Source organism: Mycobacterium mantenii, assembly GCF_010731775.1.
Classification (GTDB): domain Bacteria; phylum Actinomycetota; class Actinomycetes; order Mycobacteriales; family Mycobacteriaceae; genus Mycobacterium; species Mycobacterium mantenii.
Window position 1 is genome coordinate 970453 of record NZ_AP022590.1, and the last position, 17542, is coordinate 987994.

General features: G+C 69.6%; 17 protein-coding genes and 1 pseudogene. 14 read left to right on the forward strand and 4 right to left on the reverse strand.

Annotation, left to right across the window (positions count from 1 at the left end):
* Positions 1–8: 8 nt before the first annotated feature.
* From G6N50_RS04535 to G6N50_RS04545, 3 genes are all read right to left on the reverse strand, one after another.
* Positions 9–827, reverse strand: coding sequence for an ABC transporter permease (locus G6N50_RS04535; protein ID WP_083094035.1), 819 nt, complete (start codon positions 825–827; stop codon positions 9–11).
* Positions 761–1525 (reverse strand): ABC transporter ATP-binding protein, encoded by a 765-nt coding sequence (locus G6N50_RS04540; RefSeq protein ID WP_083094034.1) that lies wholly within the window; start codon positions 1523–1525, stop codon positions 761–763. Before G6N50_RS04540 ends, G6N50_RS04535 begins: the two co-directional genes overlap by 67 nt.
* A 225-nt stretch (positions 1526–1750) precedes the next feature.
* Complete coding sequence (locus G6N50_RS04545; RefSeq protein ID WP_083094033.1) at positions 1751–3028, reverse strand: ammonium transporter; 1278 nt, start codon at positions 3026–3028, stop codon at positions 1751–1753.
* Between the two features lie 108 nt (positions 3029–3136).
* Between G6N50_RS04545 and G6N50_RS04550 the strand changes: the two genes are divergently transcribed.
* From G6N50_RS04550 to xerD, 14 genes are all read left to right on the forward strand, one after another.
* On the forward strand, positions 3137–3781 hold the full coding sequence (locus G6N50_RS04550) for a DNA-3-methyladenine glycosylase (protein ID WP_083094032.1): 645 nt from the start codon (positions 3137–3139) through the stop codon (positions 3779–3781).
* 33 nt (positions 3782–3814) lie between these two features.
* Positions 3815–5086: a tyrosine--tRNA ligase gene (gene tyrS / locus G6N50_RS04555; protein WP_142275470.1), complete on the forward strand. Its 1272-nt coding sequence runs from the start codon at positions 3815–3817 to the stop codon at positions 5084–5086.
* A 99-nt stretch (positions 5087–5185) separates the two neighbouring features.
* Positions 5186–5548, forward strand: a complete 363-nt coding sequence (locus tag G6N50_RS04560) for a DUF732 domain-containing protein (protein WP_179970093.1) — start codon at positions 5186–5188, stop codon at positions 5546–5548.
* Between the two features lie 28 nt (positions 5549–5576).
* Entirely contained in the window at positions 5577–6377 is an 801-nt protein-coding gene (locus G6N50_RS04565) for a tetratricopeptide repeat protein (protein WP_142275469.1), read from the forward strand.
* A gap of 1 nt (position 6378) precedes the next feature.
* Entirely contained in the window at positions 6379–7404 is a 1026-nt protein-coding gene (locus G6N50_RS04570; RefSeq protein ID WP_083094030.1) for an HAD-IIA family hydrolase, read from the forward strand.
* Between the two features lie 23 nt (positions 7405–7427).
* Positions 7428–7613, forward strand: a complete 186-nt coding sequence (locus G6N50_RS04575) for a hypothetical protein (protein WP_083094029.1) — start codon at positions 7428–7430, stop codon at positions 7611–7613.
* 8 nt (positions 7614–7621) lie between these two features.
* Positions 7622–8431, forward strand: a complete 810-nt coding sequence (locus G6N50_RS04580) for a TlyA family RNA methyltransferase (RefSeq protein WP_083094028.1) — start codon at positions 7622–7624, stop codon at positions 8429–8431.
* Complete coding sequence (locus tag G6N50_RS04585) at positions 8428–9357, forward strand: NAD kinase (protein WP_083094027.1); 930 nt, start codon at positions 8428–8430, stop codon at positions 9355–9357. The genes G6N50_RS04580 and G6N50_RS04585 overlap by 4 nt, the downstream gene beginning before the upstream one ends.
* A 25-nt stretch (positions 9358–9382) precedes the next feature.
* Positions 9383–11134, forward strand: a complete 1752-nt coding sequence (gene recN, locus G6N50_RS04590) for a DNA repair protein RecN (protein ID WP_083094026.1) — start codon at positions 9383–9385, stop codon at positions 11132–11134.
* Between the two features lie 113 nt (positions 11135–11247).
* Positions 11248–12429: a putative cytokinetic ring protein SteA gene (gene steA, locus G6N50_RS04595; protein WP_067828451.1), complete on the forward strand. Its 1182-nt coding sequence runs from the start codon at positions 11248–11250 to the stop codon at positions 12427–12429.
* 7 nt (positions 12430–12436) lie between these two features.
* A complete protein-coding gene (locus G6N50_RS04600) occupies positions 12437–13381 on the forward strand; it encodes a copper transporter (RefSeq protein WP_083094025.1) in 945 nt (314 codons plus the stop codon).
* Between the two features lie 122 nt (positions 13382–13503).
* Positions 13504–15255: a CTP synthase gene (locus G6N50_RS04605; RefSeq protein ID WP_083094024.1), complete on the forward strand. Its 1752-nt coding sequence runs from the start codon at positions 13504–13506 to the stop codon at positions 15253–15255.
* A complete protein-coding gene (locus G6N50_RS04610) occupies positions 15248–15880 on the forward strand; it encodes an NUDIX domain-containing protein (protein ID WP_083094023.1) in 633 nt (210 codons plus the stop codon). Before G6N50_RS04605 ends, G6N50_RS04610 begins: the two co-directional genes overlap by 8 nt.
* Complete coding sequence (gene xerD, locus G6N50_RS04615) at positions 15877–16821, forward strand: site-specific tyrosine recombinase XerD (RefSeq protein WP_083094022.1); 945 nt, start codon at positions 15877–15879, stop codon at positions 16819–16821. The genes G6N50_RS04610 and xerD overlap by 4 nt, the downstream gene beginning before the upstream one ends.
* Before the next feature lie 16 nt (positions 16822–16837).
* On the opposite strand, the pseudogene G6N50_RS04620 reads toward xerD, so the two are convergent.
* Positions 16838–17329, reverse strand: a pseudogene (locus G6N50_RS04620) (hypothetical protein).
* Between the last annotated feature and the right edge of the window lie 213 nt (positions 17330–17542).

The window sequence follows — 17542 nt, forward strand, 5'->3', positions numbered from 1 at the left end:
GATCGCCACTACGGCGTCCGCCGCCGCAGCGTCGCCGCGGCCAGGCACAGCGCCGCCAGGGCGAAGCCCAGCACCACGAAGATGTCGCGCACCCCGATGAACGTCAGTTCCGGGTGCGCGCCCACCTGCTGCAAGGCCTCCAGCGCGTAGCTGGCCGGCAGCACATTGCTGATCCATTGCAGCCAGTGTGGCATCAGCGCGCGCGGCACGATGATGCCGGCCAGCAACAGTTGCGGCACCATCACCAGCGGGATGAACTGCACGGCCTGAAACTCGGTGCGGGCGAACGCACTACACAGCAGGCCCAAACCGACTCCCAGCACGGCGTTGACGATCGCGATGACGAACACCCACATCGGGCTGCCCGCGGTGTCGAAACCCAGCAGCCAGAACGACACGATGCACGCCAAGATGGCTTGCGCCGCAGCGGCGATGGAGAAGGCGGTGCCGTAGGCGATCAGCAGGTCCAGGCGGCGCAGGGGAGTGGTCAGGATGCGTTCCAGCGTCCCGGATGCCCGTTCGCGCTGCATCGTGATCGCTGTGATGATGAACATCACGAACAGGGGGAACAGGCCCAGCAGGATCAGGCACGCATTGTTGAACGGTGCCGGTGTGCCGGGCCGGTGCGGGGCGTTCTGAAACATGAAGTACATCAACGTGATCACCAGCACCGGGACGAGCAGGATCATCGCGACGCTGCGGTGGTCGGCCGCCAGCTGACGCAGGATCCGCGCAGTGGTCGCGGTGTAGCCCTTGAGCCCTAGCCGGCTTCGCGCATGGTGCTGCGCTTGATGATGGACAGAAACGCGTCTTCCAGTGACGTGCATCCGGTGTCCTCTCGCAGTTGGGTCGGGTTGGTGTGGGCGACCAGCCGGCTGTCGCGCATCAGCAGCAGATCGCCGCAGTGGTCGGCTTCGTCCATCACGTGGCTGGACACCAGCAGCGTGGTCCCGGCGCGGGCGAGGTCGGCGAACTGCTCCCACAGATCCGCGCGCAGCACCGGGTCCAGCCCTACCGTGGGCTCGTCGAGCACCAGCAGTTCGGGCTGGCAGACCAGCGCGCACGCCAGCGACACCCGGATGCGCTGACCGCCGGAAAGGTTGGCGCACAGGGCTGTTCGGTGATCGGACAGCCCGACCCGCTCGACCGCTGCCTCGGCGGCCTGGCGGTCGAACCCGTACAGCGAGGCGAAGTAGCGGACGTTGTCGACGACCCGCAGGTCGTTGTAGATGGTCGGGTCCTGCGGCAGGTACCCGACCCGGCGGTGCAGCGCCGGCGACCCGGCCGGATGGCCGAGCACGGTGACGGTTCCCGAGGTCACGATCTGGGTGCCGACGATGCACCGCATCAGGGTGGTCTTGCCGCAGCCGGACGGGCCGAGCAGGCCGGTGATGCTGCCCTTGTCGATCCGCACCGAGAAATCGTGCAGAGCCGTGAGTTTGCCGCGGATCACGCGCAGGCGATCGATGTGCACGGCCGGATCGTGTGGGCCGGCGATTAATTCATCACGAGATGAACTCATCATGCGATGAATAATCGTCCCGCTGCGCGGGGATGTCAAGGGCGGCATCTCCGGGCGGCGGCGCGCGGGTGGGGCATTGGGCGGCGACGCCCGGGGGCCTATGTGGTGACGTTCCCAAGCGCTGGCACCGGCGCTAGCGGACTTCGCATCGCCGTGTGGTCAGGTCACGGCTCGCGGGAGGTGCCCAACGGCATAAGGGTGCCCAACGGCATAGAGGTGCCCAACGGCCTAATTGAAGCGTTCGCCGATGGGAGGGCGGCGCTGCGGCAGATGCCCGTGCACGCCTTCGGCGTAAGCGGTTTCGGCGTGCTGCGTGAGGTCGACTCCGGTGGTCTCGTCTTCGGTGCTGACCCGGAAGCCCATCAGCCGGTCGATCACCTTTCCCAGCACGAACGTCACGGCGAACGCGTAGAGCGCGACGACGCCGATCGCCAGCGCCTGCTTGCCCAGCTGGCCGGCACCGCCCCCGTAGAACAGACCCTGCGGGCCCGCCGTCATGACCGCCGTGGCGAACAAACCGATCAACGACACACCCACCACGCCGCCGACGAAATGCACGCCCACCACGTCGAGCGAATCGTCATAGTTGAAGCGCAATTTCGCGCCCACGGCGAAAGCGCACACGACGCCGGCCGCGAGTCCGACGACCGTCGCGCCGAGCGTGTTGACGGTCCCGCACGACGGGGTGATGGCGACCAGGCCGGCGACCACACCCGAGGCCGCACCGAACGTGGTGGGCCGACCGTCGCGGATCTGTTCGACCGCGAGCCAGCCGAGCATGCCCAGACACCCGGCCACCAAAGTGTTGAGGAAAATGGCCGCGGCGGTTCCGTTGGCGGCCAAGGCCGAACCCGCGTTGAACCCGAACCAGCCGAACCACAGCAGCCCGAGACCAACGAACAGCAACGGCAGATTGTGTGGCCGCATGGCGTCCTTCTTGAAGCCGATGCGCGGCCCGAGCACCAGCGCCAGCGCCAGGGCGGAGGAGCCGGAGACGATCTCGACGACGAGCCCGCCCGCATAGTCGAGCACACCCAGCTTGGCCAGCCAGCCGCCGGGCCCCCATACCCAGTGCGCGACAATCGAATACACCGCAATCGTCCATACCGGGACGAACACCATCCAGGCGGCGAACTTGGCGCGGTCGGCGATCGCACCGCTGACCAGGGCGGCGGTGACGATCGCGAACGTCAGCTGGAAGGTGGCAAAGAGCAGTTCGGGAACGGTGCCGTGGATGGTGTCGGGGGTGATGCCGAGCATGCCGAAATGCCTGAGATTGCCGGCGAGGCCGCTGACCCCATCCTCGGAGAACGCGATGGTGTAGCCGACCAGCAACCAAGCCACCGTCACCAGCGGTATGGAGATGAAGCTCATCATGATCATGTTCAGCACGCCGGTGGTGCGGACCATGCCGCCGTAGAAGATCGCCAGGCCGGGCGTCATCAGCAAGACCAGCGCGGTGCTGGCCAGCAGCCACGCCGTGGCGGCGGGGTCGATCGCATGCATGAGGTGGGCTCCTTCTCGCGGCCCGGGGGTCACGGGACACCGGGATACTGCCACGTTTGGCCTGCCGGTAGGTTCGTTGGGTTAAGAAAAGAGGATTCAGGATCTGATGTGGCCGAGGCTCGAGGGCGATTTCGGGAAGGCACGACTGCGGCCCAGCTGTTAGTCGACCCGGTCGAGGCCGCACGCCGGTTGCTGGGCGCGACCCTCACCGCCCGGGGTGTCAGCGGGACGGTCGTCGAGGTCGAGGCCTACGGGGGAGTTCCCGACGGTCCGTGGCCGGACGCCGCCGCGCACTCGTACAAGGGCCTGCGGGCCCGCAACTTCGTGATGTTCGGGCCGCCCGGGCGGCTCTACACCTACCGCAGCCACGGCATCCACGTCTGCGCCAACGTCTCGTGCGGACCCGACGGCACCGCCGCCGCCGTCCTGCTGCGCGCCGCGGCCCTCGAGGACGGCACCGATGTCGCGCGTGCCCGCCGCGGTGAATTGGTGCACACCGCGGCCCTGGCGCGCGGCCCGGGCAACCTGTGCGCCGCCATGGGAATCTCCATGGACGACAACGGCATTGACCTTTTCGCGGGCGACGGTGCGGTGACCCTCGAACTGCACGAACCGCTGACCGCGGCGTACGGCCCGCGGGTCGGTGTCAGCCAGGCCGCCGACCGGCCGTGGCGGTTGTGGCTCCCCGGCCGCCCGGAGGTGTCGGCGTACCGCCGCAGCCCCCGCGCGGCGGCCCCGGGCGCCAGCGACTAGCCGAACCGATCTCGGGTGAAAGGATCTTGGATCATGGGCGACATGATCATCGACGAGCTGGGCTGGCGCGGCCTGATCGCGCAGTCCACCGATCTCGATGCGCTGACCGCCGAAGCCCGGCGCGGCCCGATGACGGTGTACGCCGGCTTCGACCCCACGGCGCCGAGCCTGCATGCCGGACACCTGGTGCCGCTGCTGGCGCTGCGCCGCTTCCAGCGCGCCGGCCATCGCCCGATTGTGCTCGCCGGTGGGGCCACCGGCATGATCGGCGACCCGCGGGACATCGGCGAGCGCACACTCAACGAGGCGGACACCGTCGCCGAGTGGACCGAGCGGATCGATGGTCAGCTGCGCCGCTTCGTCGACTTCGACGACTCACCCACCGGCGCGGTCGTCGTCAACAACCTGGACTGGACCGGCCCCATGTCGGCCATCGAGTTCCTGCGCGACGTCGGCAAGCACTTCTCGGTCAACGTCATGCTGGACCGCGACACCGTGCGGCGACGTCTCGAGGGCGACGGCATCTCCTACACCGAGTTCAGCTACATGCTGTTGCAGGCCAACGATTACGTCGAGTTGAACCGGCGCTACGGCTGCACACTGCAGATCGGCGGCTCCGACCAGTGGGGCAACATCATCGCCGGGGTCCGGTTGGTGCGCCAGCAGCTCGGCGCCTCCGTGCATGCCCTGACGGTGCCGCTGGTGACGGCCACCGACGGCACGAAGTTCGGCAAGTCCACCGGCGGCGGCAGCCTGTGGCTGGACTCGGCGCTGACCACGCCGTACGCCTGGTACCAGTACTTCTTCAACACCGCCGACGCCGACGTGATCCGGTACCTGCGCTGGTTCACCTTCTTGACCGCCGACGAGCTCGGCGAGCTGGAACAGGCGACGGCCGAGCGTCCCCAGCAGCGCGCCGCCCAGCGGCGGCTGGCCCGCGAATTGACCGTGCTGGTGCACGGCGAGAGCGCCACCGAAGCGGTCGAGCACGCCAGCCGCGCGCTGTTCGGGCAGGGCGAACTGGACCGCCTGGACGAGGCCACGCTGGCGGCGGCGCTGCGCGAGACCTCGGTCGCCGAGCTCAAACCCGGTGGCCCGGACGGGATCGTCGACCTGCTGGTCGCCAGCGGGCTGTCCGAGAGCCGGAAGGCCGCGCGGCGCACCATCGGCGAAGGCGGCGTCTCGGTCAACAACATCCGCGTCGACAGCGAGGAATGGGCACCGCAGCCGTCCGACTTCCTGCACGGCAAATGGCTGGTGCTGCGCCGCGGCAAACGCACCGTCGCCGGGGTCGAAAAGGTCTAGCCCCGCCAGGGCCGGAACCGCGCGCGCAAAACGCGCGCGTGCACAGATCTTTACCTCACCGTGTTGTTGACGTGACCGTGGGCGACCACTGTTGTCACGGTGAATTTCGCGACGAGTGTGCGGTTGACCGTCCTGCGGATTCTGGGGGTGATCACCGGCCTGGTGGCGCTTGCCGCGGTCCTGTCGGCGCCGATCCGCGCCGACATGGTCGGCAACGCCTTCCTGTCGGCCCTGACGAACGCCGGGATCACCTACACTCAGCCGACCGGCACCACGGCGATGGGACAGTCGGTGTGCCCGATGCTGTTCGAGCCCGGCGGGTCGTTCGACGAGGTGACGTCCAAGATGGCCGAGGGCAACGGAATGTCCTACGAGATGGCCGGCAAGTTCACCATCGTCGCGATCGCGACCTACTGTCCGGCGGTGATCGCGCCGCTGCTGAGCAACCGGCCGCAAAGCTAGGCGCGGGGCTGCCCGTATTCTCGGCAGCGTGGTCGACGACAGGCAAAGGCACCGCGGCGAACGGCGGGGGCGGCCGGCATCCAGTGGCTGGTCGGGTCCGGGTCGTGCGCGGCCGGCCCAGCCGCAGGGCGCCGCGCGCCGGGACGCCCAGGCCGATCGCGCGCCGCAGGACGGGCCGCCGATACCGCCCGGCGTGGAGGCCAAGCAGCTGGCGCCCGACGTTCGCCGCGAACTGAGCACCCTGGACCGCGCCACCGCCGACGCGGTGGCGCGCCACCTGGTGGCCGCGGGCGAACTGCTGGACGAAGACCCGGAGGCCGCCCTGCGCCACGCCCGGGCGGCTCGCGCCCGGTCCAGCCGGATCGCCACCATCCGGGAAGCGGTCGGCATCGCCGCCTACCATTGCGGCGACTGGTCGCAGGCGCTGGCGGAATTTCGCGCGGCCCGCAGGATGGGCAGCAAGTCCTCGCTGTTGGCCCTGATCGCCGATTGCGAACGCGGACTTGGCCGTCCGGAGCGGGCGATCGAACTCGCGCGCGGGCCGGAGGCCGCCGAACTCAGCGGCGACGACGCCGACGAGTTGCGCATCGTCGCGGCCGGCGCGCGCGCGGACCTCGGTCAGCTGGCGCAGGCGCTCACCGTGTTGTCCACGCCGCAACTGGATCCCGGCCGCACCGGCAGCACGGCGGCGCGGCTGTTCTACGCCTACGCGGACACGCTGCTGGCGCTCGGCCGCGACGACGAGGCGCTGCAATGGTTCCTGCACTCCGCGGCCGCCGACGTCGACGGTGTCACCGACGCCGAGGATCGGGTCAGTGAACTCGGCTGACATGACGGGCCCGAATCACACCGAAACCCTTGCGCAGCAATACGACTGCCTGCTGATCGACCTGGACGGAACGGCGTTTCGCGGCCGTCAGCCCACCGAGGGTGCGGTGCAGGCGCTGGCCGAGGTGCGCAGCCGCGCGTATTTCGTCACCAACAACGCGTCGCGCAGCGCCGACGAGGTCGCCGCGCACCTGACCGACCTCGGCTTCACCGCCACCGCCGACGACATCGCCACCAGTGCGCAAAGCGCGGCGCGGTTGCTGGCCGAGCAGTTGGCGCCGGACTCACCGGTGCTGATCGTGGGCACCGAGGCCCTGGCAAACGAGATCACCGCCGTCGGGCTGCGCCCCGTGCGCCGCTACGAAGACGACCCGGCCGCGGTTGTGCAGGGTCTGTCCCAAACCATCGGCTGGCCCGAGCTCGCCGAGGCGGCGCTGGCCATCCGGGCCGGCGCGCTGTGGGTGGCGGCCAACGTCGACCTCACCCTGCCCACCGAGCGCGGGCTGCTGCCCGGCAACGGATCGTTCGTGGCCGCGCTGCGGGCGGCCACCGGCGGCGAGCCTCAGGTCGCGGGCAAGCCGGCGCCCGGACTGCTGCGAGATGCCGCGGCCCGCGGCGACTTTCGCGCCCCGTTGGTGGTCGGCGACCGACTCGACACCGACATCGAGGGCGCCAACGCCGCCGAGCTGCCCAGCCTGATGGTGCTCACCGGGGTCAATTCCGCGCGGGACGCGGTGTACGCCAAGCCCGCCCAGCGCCCCACCTACATCGGCCACGACCTGCGCTCGCTGCACGACGACGGCGAGCGGCTCGCGGTCGGCCCGCAGCCGGGCTGGCGGGTCGACGTCGCGGACCGGGCGGTCACGGTGAGCGGCGCCGGGCCGGACGACGGGGACGGCCTGTCGATCGTGCGCGCGGTGGCCGGCGCGGTCTGGAGCGCCGGGAATGCCGGCGAGGTGCGCATAGAGGCCGCCGACGACCACGCCCGCGCCGCGCTGCAGCGCTGGTCTTTGGTGCACACCGACTGACGGGTGACTAGCGTAGTAACGCGATGACTATCGATCCCGATCAGATTCGCGCTGAAATCGACACCCTGCTCGCCCGGCTGCCTCAGCCCGGGGACGGAGAAGACCCCGAGAAGGTGCCATCGCTCGACGAGCTCGAAGAGATAGCACGCCGCCTGTCCGAGGCGCATGACGTGCTGCTGGCTGCGCTGGAGTCGGCGGAGAAGGGCTGAGTGCCCGGATGTCGCGACGCGCCCGCGTTGACGCCGAGCTGGTCCGGCGCGGCCTGGCCCGGTCTCGTCAGCAGGCCGCGGAGTTGATCGGCGCGGGGAAGGTGAGCATCGACGGGATGCCGGCGCGCAAGCCGGGCACCGCCGTCGCCGTCACCGCCGCCCTGACCGTCGCCGAGGACGGCGAGCGCGGCTGGGTCTCGCGCGGGGCGCACAAACTCATCGGGGCGCTGGACGCCTTCGAGATCTCGGTCGCGGGCCGTCGCTGCCTGGATGCCGGCGCGTCCACCGGGGGCTTCACCGAAGTCCTGCTGGATCGCGGGGCCACCGAAGTGGTCGCCGTGGACGTGGGGTACGGGCAGTTGGCGTGGTCGCTGCGCAGCGACGCCCGGGTGGTCGTCGTCGAGCGGACCAACGTCCGCGACCTGACGCCCGAGGCGATCGGCGGACCAGTCGACCTCGTGGTGGCCGACCTGTCGTTCATTTCGCTGTCCACGGTGTTGCCGGCGCTGGCTGGATGCGCCGCACCGAACGCGGATATCGTTCCCATGGTGAAGCCGCAGTTTGAGGTGGGCAAGGGCCTGGTCGGCGCCGGGGGCGTGGTGCACGACCCGGGCCTGCGCGCCGACGCCGTGCTGGCGGTCGCCGGTCGCGCGGGCGAGCTGGGCTGGCACACCGTCGGCGTCACCGCCAGCCCGCTGCCGGGGCCGTCGGGCAACGTCGAATACTTTCTGCGGCTACGCGCCCAGACCGACCGGCCGCTGGCCGGCGATGAGCTGGTGACCGCGGTGCGGCGCGCGGTGGAAAGCGGGCCGCAGTGAACGAGCACGCTCCCCGCACCGTGTTGATGGTGGTCCACACCGGCCGTGACGAGGCCACCGAGACCGCGCGGCGTGTGCAGAAAGTGCTGGGCGACAACGACATCGGGCTTCGTGTGCTGTCCGCCGAGGCGGTCGACAAGGGGTCGTTGCACCTGGCCCCAGACGACATGCGCGCACTGGGCGTCGAAATCGAGGTGGTCAACGCCGACCCCCGGGCCGCCGACGGCTGCGAACTGGTGCTGGCGCTGGGCGGCGACGGCACGTTCCTACGGGCCGCCGAACTGGCCCGCAACGCCAACATTCCGGTGCTGGGCGTCAACCTGGGCCGCATCGGCTTTCTGGCCGAGGCCGAAGCCGAAGCCATCGACCGGGTGCTGGAACATGTTGTCGCACAAGACTATCGGGTGGAGAACCGCCTGACGCTCGACGTGATCGTGCGCCACGGCGGCGACGTCTCCGTACACGGTTGGGCGCTCAACGAAGTCAGCCTGGAAAAGGGTCCCCGGCTGGGCGTGCTCGGGGTGGTCCTCGAGATCGACGGTCGCCCGGTGTCGGCGTTCGGCTGCGACGGGGTCCTGGTGTCGACGCCCACCGGGTCGACCGCCTACGCGTTCTCCGCCGGCGGACCGGTGTTGTGGCCGGATCTCGAGGCAATCCTGGTGGTACCCAACAACGCTCACGCGCTGTTCGGCCGCCCCATGGTCACCAGCCCGGACGCCACGATCGCGATCGAGATCGAGGCCGACGGGCATGACGCCCTGGTGTTCTGCGACGGTCGCCGCGAAATGTTGATCCCGGCGGGCAGCCGGCTGGAGGTAAAACGTTGCGACACACCGGTGAAATGGGCCCGCCTGGACAGCGCGCCGTTCACCGACCGGTTGGTACGCAAATTCCGGTTGCCGGTGACCGGGTGGCGCGGGAACTGACGACCCCAACGCAGGTGCTGACTGAATGCTGACGGAAATCCGCATCGAGTCGCTCGGTGCCATCAGCGCTGCCGTCGGGGACTTCGACCGCGGCCTGACCGTGCTGACCGGCGAGACCGGCACTGGCAAGACCATGGTGGTGACCGGCCTGCACCTGCTGGGCGGTGCGCGCGCCGACGCGACCCGGGTGCGGTCCGGGGCCGATCGGGCGGTCGTCGAAGGCCGTTTCACCACAACCGATCTCGACGAGGCCACGGTGGTCAAGCTGGACGAGATGCTGGACGCGTCGGGCGCCGAGCGCGACGAGGACGGCAGCGTGATCGCGCTGCGCTCGGTCAGCCGGGACGGGCCGTCGCGGGCCTATCTGGGCGGCCGCAGCGTGCCCGCCAAGTCGCTGGGCGACTTCACCGCCGGGCTGCTGACCCTGCACGGGCAGAACGACCAGCTGCGGCTCATGCGGCCCGAGGAGCAATGCGGCGCGCTGGACCGATTCGCGAAGGCCGGCCCGGCACTGGAGCGCTACTGCAAACTGCGCGACGCCTGGCTGTCGGCGCGGCGCGACCTGCTCGACCGGCGCAACCGGATGCGCGAACTGGCGCTGGAGGCCGATCGCCTGACCTTCGCGCTGGGCGAGATCGACGCCGTGGACCCACAACCCGGCGAGGACGACGCCCTGGTCGCCGAGATCCTGCGGCTCTCCGAGCTGGACACGCTGCGCGAAGCCGCGGCCACCGCGCGCGCGGCCCTGTCCTCGGATGAGGCGGACGGCTCCGGGTTCAGCGCGACCGACAGTGTGGGAAAGGCGAGGGCCGCACTGGAATCGACGGACGACGCCAAGCTGGTGGCGTTGGCCGGCCAGCTCGGTGAGGTGCTGACCGTGGTCGTCGACGCGGCCGCCGAACTGGGTGGCTTCCTCGAGGAGCTGCCGGTCGATGCCAGCGCGCTGGAATCCAAACTGTCCCGGCAGGCCGAGCTGCGCACGCTGACGCGCAAGTACGCCGCGGACATCGACGGTGTGCTCACCTGGGCCCGCGAGTCGCGGCAACGACTGGCCCAGCTCGACGTCTCGGAGGAAGGGCTGGCCGCGCTGGCGACGCGCGTCGACGAGCTCGCGCGCGAATTGGCCGAGGCCGCGGTCGATCTGAGCAACATCCGGCGCAAGGCCGCCAAGCGGCTCGCCAAGGAGGTCACCGCCGAGCTGTCCGGGCTGGCGATGGCCGACGCGCAGTTCGGCATCGACGTCGCCATCGACACCGCTTCGGCCGCCGACGACGCGGCCGCGCTCGTGCTGCCCTCGGGTGAGCTGGCCCGCGCCGGCGCCGACGGCGTCGACCAGGTCGAGTTCGGCTTCGCCGCGCACCGCGGAATGGACCAGCTGCCGCTGGCCAAGAGCGCCTCCGGCGGCGAGCTGTCCCGGGTGATGCTGGCGCTGGAGGTGGTGCTGGCCGCCTCGGCGGCGGGCACCACCATGGTGTTCGACGAGGTCGACGCGGGCGTGGGTGGTCGGGCGGCGGTGCAGATCGGCCGGCGGCTGGCGCGGCTGGCGCGCACCCACCAGGTCATCGTGGTCACGCATCTGCCGCAGGTCGCGGCGTACGCCGACGTGCACCTGGTGGTGCATGGCGCCGGGCCCAAGGGGACCAGCGTGGTGCGGCGGGTCGCCGACGACGAGCGGGTGGCCGAGTTGGCGCGGATGCTGGCCGGGCTGGGCGAATCCGACAGTGGCCGCGCGCACGCCCGCGAGCTGCTGGATGCGGCGCAGAAGGATGAGATCTAACCGCCGACATCACTTAATACAGATGTGACTAATGGGACTCTAGATAACTTCTGAGGCTGATGTTACGGCGCGCCTCCCGTCCTCGCCGACGCATCGCGGACAGAATCGCCCCCATGAAGATGTCAGGCCTGCTCTCCCGTAACCCCGCCCGGCCGGGCCTCGTCGGCACCGCCCGCGTTGACCGGAACATCGACCGCTTGCTGCGCAGGGTCTGCCCCGGCGACATCGTCGTGCTCGACGTTCTGGACCTGGACCGCATCACGGCGGACGCGCTGGTGGAGGCCGACATCGCCGCGGTCGTCAACGCGTCGCCGTCGGTGTCGGGTCGCTACCCGAACATGGGACCGGAGGTGCTGGTCAACAACGGGGTGACGCTGATCGACGAGGCCGGACCTGACATCTTCAAGAAGGTCAAGGACGGCGCCAAGATCCGCCTGCACGAGGGCGGGGTGTACGCCGGTGACCGCAGGCTGGTCCGCGGGACCGAGCGCACCGACCATGACATCGCCGACCTGATGCGCGAGGCCAAGAGCGGACTGTCCGCGCATCTGGAGGCGTTCGCCGGCAACACCATCGAGTTCATCAAGAGCGAGAGCCCGCTGCTGATCGACGGCATCGGCATCCCCGACGTCGACGTCGACCTGCGCCGCCGGCACGTGGTGATCGTCGCCGACGAGCCCAGCGCGGAGGAGGACCTGAAGTCTCTCAAGCCGTTCATCAAGGAGTACCAGCCGGCGCTGATCGGTGTCGGCAGCGGCGCGGACGTGTTGCGCAAGGCGGGCTACCGCCCCCAGGTCATTGTCGGCGATCCCGACCAGATCAGCACCGACGCGCTCAAGTGCGGTGCCCAGGTCGTGTTGCCCGCCGACGCCGACGGGCACGCGCCCGGCCTGGAACGGATCCAGGATCTCGGCGTCGGGGCGATGACGTTCCCGGCCGCGGGCTCGGCCATCGATCTGGCGCTGCTGCTGGCCGACCACCACGGCGCCGCGCTGCTGGTGACGGCCGGCCACACCGCCAACATCGAGACGTTCTTCGACCGGACCCGCGCGCACAGCAACCCGTCGACCTTCCTGACCCGGCTGCGGGTGGGGGAGAAGGTGGTGGACGCCAAGGCCGTGGCCACCCTGTACCGCAACCACATCTCGGCGGGCGCCATCGCGCTGCTGGCGCTGACCATGCTGATCGCGGTCATCGTCGCCCTGTGGGTGTCGCGCACCGACGGCATGGTGCTGCACTGGGTCACCGACTACTGGAATCACTTCACCCTCTGGATTCAGCACTTCGTGAGCTAGGGCTGCCATGATCTCGTTGCGTCAACATGCCCTGTCGCTGGCCGCGGTCTTCCTGGCGCTGGCCGTGGGAGTCGTGCTCGGTTCCGGCTTCCTGTCCGACACCCTGCTATCCAGCCTGCGTGACGAAAAGCGGGACCTGCACACCCAGATCAGCGGGCTCAACGACCAGAAGAACGTGCTGAACGAAAAGCTCAGCGCGGCAAACAATTTCGACACCCAACTGGTCGGCCGGATGGTGCACGACGCGCTGGGCGGCAAGTCGGTGGTGGTGTTCCGCACCCCGGACGCCAAGGACGACGACGTGGCCGCGGTGTCGAAGTTCATCGGTCAGGCCGGCGGGACGGTGACCGGGACGGTGTCGCTGACGCAGGAGTTCGTCGAGGCCAACTCGGCGGAGAAACTGCAGACGGTGGTGAACTCGTCGGTGCTGCCCGCCGGTCAGCAGCTGAGCACCAAGCTCGTCGACCAGGGTTCGCAGGCGGGTGACCTGATGGGCATCGCCCTGTTGGCCAACGCCAACCCGGCGGTCCCGCCGGTGGACGACACGCAGCGCAACACCGTGCTGGCCGCGCTGCGCGACACCGGCTTCATCACCTACCAGGCAACCGATCACATGGGCGCGGCGAACGCCGCTCTGGTCGTCACGGGCGGGTCGCTGCCCCAGGACGCCGGCAACAAGGGAGTCAGCGTGGCCCGGTTCTCGGCGGCGCTGGCCCCGCACGGCTCGGGCACCCTGCTGGCCGGGCGCGACGGTTCGGCGACCGGGGGTGCGGCGGTGGCCGTCACCCGTGCCGACGCCGGAATGAACTCGGCGATCAGCACCGTCGACGACGTCGACGCCGCGCCCGGTCGCATCACCGCGGTCCTGGGCCTGCACGACCTGCTCAACGGCGGTCACGCCGGGCAGTACGGCACCGGTCACGGGGCGACGTCAATCACGGTGCCCCAGTAGCGGGCGTGTTAGCCGCGACACAGCGCGGCTGATGTTAGGGTGGGTTTCCGTGGGTCGGCAGGCCCATCTAGTTATTCGCTAGAACACTTTTCACGCCCTGCCCGTCTTCACGGAGGTCGCCTGTGCGAAAGCACCCGCAATCCGTTACCAAGCACCTCTTCGTCAGCGGGGGAGTCGCTTCCTCGTTGGGCAAGGGATTGACCGCCAGCAGCCTTGGTCAGCTCCTGACGGCTCGCGGGTTGTACGTGACGATGCAAAAGCTCGATCCGTACCTCAACGTCGACCCGGGCACCATGAACCCGTTCCAGCACGGCGAGGTCTTCGTCACCGAGGACGGCGCCGAAACCGACCTCGACGTCGGCCATTACGAGCGGTTCCTGGACCGCGATCTGTCCGGCTCGGCGAATGTCACTACGGGACAGGTGTATTCGACGGTCATCGCCAAGGAGCGGCGCGGCGAATACCTCGGCGACACGGTCCAGGTGATTCCGCACATCACCGACGAGATCAAAGGGCGCATCCTGTCGATGGCCCAGCCCGACGCCCAGGGCAACCGCCCCGACGTCGTCATCACCGAGATCGGCGGCACCGTCGGCGACATCGAGTCGCAGCCCTTCCTGGAGGCGGCCCGCCAGGTGCGTCACGACCTGGGCCGCGAGAACGTGTTCTTCCTGCACGTCTCGCTGGTGCCCTACCTGGCCCCGTCGGGGGAACTCAAGACCAAACCCACCCAGCACTCGGTGGCCGCGCTGCGCAGCATCGGTATCACCCCTGACGCGCTGATCCTGCGCTCCGACCGCGACGTTCCCGAGGCGTTGAAGAACAAGATCGCGCTGATGTGTGACGTCGACATCGACGGCGTCATCTCCACCCCGGACGCGCCGTCGATCTATGACATCCCCAAGGTGCTGCACCGCGAGGAACTCGACGCCTATGTGGTGCGCCGGCTCAACCTGCCGTTCCGGGATGTCGACTGGACCGAATGGGACGACCTGCTGCGCCGGGTGCACGAACCGCACGAGATCGTGCGAATCGCCTTGGTGGGCAAGTACGTTGAGCTGTCCGACGCGTACTTGTCGGTCACCGAGGCGCTGCGCGCCGGCGGGTTCAAGCACCACGCCAAGGTGGAGATGGTCTGGGTTGCCTCCGACGACTGCGAGAGCGCGGCCGGTGCGGCGTCGGCCCTGGGCGACGTGCACGGCGTGCTGATCCCCGGCGGGTTCGGCATCCGCGGCATCGAGGGCAAGATCGGCGCGATCCGGCACGCCCGCACGCGGGGGCTGCCGGTGCTGGGACTGTGCCTCGGGCTGCAATGCATCGTGATCGAGGCCGCCCGCGCCGCCGGTCTGGCCGAGGCGAACTCGGCCGAATTCGACCCCGATACACCGGATCCCGTGATCTCCACGATGGCCGACCAGGTCGACATCGTCGCCGGCGAAGCCGACCTGGGCGGCACCATGCGGCTGGGCGCCTATCCGGCGGTGCTGGAGCCGGATTCGATTGTGGCGCAGGCCTATGGCGCCACGGAGGTCTCCGAGCGGCACCGCCACCGCTACGAGGTCAACAACGCCTACCGCGACAAGATTGCGGAGAGCGGCCTGAGGTTTTCCGGGACGTCTCCCGACGGCCATCTGGTGGAGTTCGTCGAATACCCGCCGGACGTGCACCCGTTCATCGTCGGCACCCAGGCTCACCCGGAGCTGAAGAGCCGGCCCACCCGGCCGCACCCGCTGTTCGTCGCATTCGTGGGCGCGGCAATCGACTACAAGGCGGGCGAGCTGCTGCCGGTGGAGATCCCGGAGCAGTCATCGAACGGCATCCAGCACCGAGACAGCGCTGCGCGGCCGATACCAGAGCCCGCGACCCGTGGCTGACCACGTCTTCGAGACGGCGTCATCCGAAACGCTGTACACCGGAAAGATTTTCGCGTTACGCAGTGACCGGGTTCGGATGCCGGGCGGCGCCACCGCGGTGCGTGAGGTCGTCGAGCACTACGGGGCGGTCGCCATCGCGGCGCTGGATGCCGAGAACAACCTTCCGCTGATCTACCAGTACCGGCATGCGTTCGGCCGGCGGCTGTGGGAGCTGCCCGCCGGACTGCTCGACATCGCCGGCGAGCCGCCGCAGCAGACGGCCGCGCGCGAACTCCAGGAGGAGGCCGGCCTGCGCGCGGCGACCTGGCAGGTGCTGGCCGATCTCAACTCCGCCCCGGGCTTTTCCGACGAGTCGGTGCGGATCTATCTGGCCACCGGACTCAGCGAGGTGGATCGGCCCGAGGCGCATCACGAGGAAGCCGACATGACCATGCGCTGGTTCCCCGTTGCCGACGCGGCGCGGATGGTGTTCAGCGGCGAGGTGGTGAATTCCATTGCGATTGCCGGGATTCTGGCCGCTCATGCGGTCACCGAGGGGTTCGCGCGCCCCCGGCCGGCGGACAGCCCGTGGGTCGACAGGCCGACGGCGTTCGCCGCGCGAAAAGGCGGGCGGGCCGCGCAATGACAACGGCACTCACGCTGGACACGCAGTTGCAGGGCTACTTTGACCATCTCGCGATCGAGCGCGGCGTCGCCGCGAACACTCTCAGTTCGTATCGCCGCGACCTGCGCCGCTACACGAAACACCTGTCGGACCGGGGAATTCACGACCTGGCCAAGGTGGGCGAGAACGACGTGAGCGAATTCCTGGTGGCGCTGCGCCGCGGGGATCCCGACACCGGGGCCGCCGCGCTGTCCGCAGTGTCGGCGGCGCGGGCGCTGATCGCGGTGCGCGGCCTGCATCGCTTCGCCGCCGCCGAAGGGCTGGCCGAACTCGACGTGGCTCGCGCGGTCCGCCCGCCGACGCCCGGGCGCCGGCTGCCCAAAAGCCTGACCATCGACCAGGTTCTGGCGCTGCTGGAGGGCGCCGGCGGCGAGAGCCCGGCCGACGGTCCGCTGACGCTGCGCAACCGGGCGCTGCTGGAGCTGCTGTACTCCACCGGCGCACGGATTTCCGAGGCCGTCGGCCTCGACGTCGACGACGTCGACACGCACGCCCGCTCGGTGTTGTTGCGCGGCAAGGGCGGCAAGCAGCGGCTGGTGCCAATCGGGCGTCCGGCCGTCGCCGCGCTGGACGCCTACCTGGTGCGGGGGCGTTCGGAGCTGGCCCGGCGCGGGCGCGGAACGCCGGGCATCTTCCTCAATGTGCGCGGCGGGCGGTTGTCGCGGCAAAGCGCCTGGCAGGTCCTGCAGGACGCAGCCGAGCGCGCCGGGATCACCTCGGGGGTGTCGCCGCACATGCTGCGGCATTCCTTCGCCACCCACCTGCTGGAGGGCGGCGCCGACGTGCGGGTGGTGCAGGAGCTGCTGGGACACGCCTCGGTGACGACGACGCAGATCTACACCATGGTCACCGTGCACGCGCTGCGCGAGGTGTGGGCCGAAGCCCACCCCCGGGCGCGGTAGCTTCCCGCCGGCCCGCTCAGCCCAGGTACTCGGATTCCAGCACCAGGTCGGACAGCAGCGTCTGGTACTCGAGGTGGGCCTTGTGCGCCACGGTCTTGAACCGCTTGCCCTGCTGCAGGTGCATGTACTCGCGGTACTTCGGCGAGCCCGGCACCCGGACGTTGTCGGCGACGCCGGCGTAGGCCCAGATCCGGCGGGCATTGGCGGCGTTGGCCTCGGCGAGTTCGACCGAGAACACCTTGGCCTTCGGGGCGGCCCGGGCGATGCGCAACGCGCCGCAACCGACGTAGGTGCCCAGTTCCAGCGCGAGCGCGGGATCGGCCCGCCGCACGGCGGCGTCGAGCAGCTAGCCTTTCTCGTCGCCGACGTTGATCAGCAGCGATTTCTGGTAGGCGAACTTGTCGATGTTGGCCAGCATGTCGTCGATGTCGCCGCCCCGCGCGTTCTGCAGGGCGTACTCGACGGCGGCCACTTCCCGCCCGTCATCGATCTGGCCGGTGGTGGCGATGTCCTAAGCGCCGGCGGCCATGCGCCAGACCGACCAACGCAGTAGAGGTATCCGTCGCTTCAGGTTTATAGACGTCACGATAGGCCGGTGGCCGATCCCTTGTGGGGGCCGCTGTGGTGACTATTGGTCATTCACGAAAGCGATAGCGCCGGTGCTAGCGCGATTCGAGTCCGCATCTCTCCTCAGAAATTGGTGCTGCTGTGACTGAAGTGA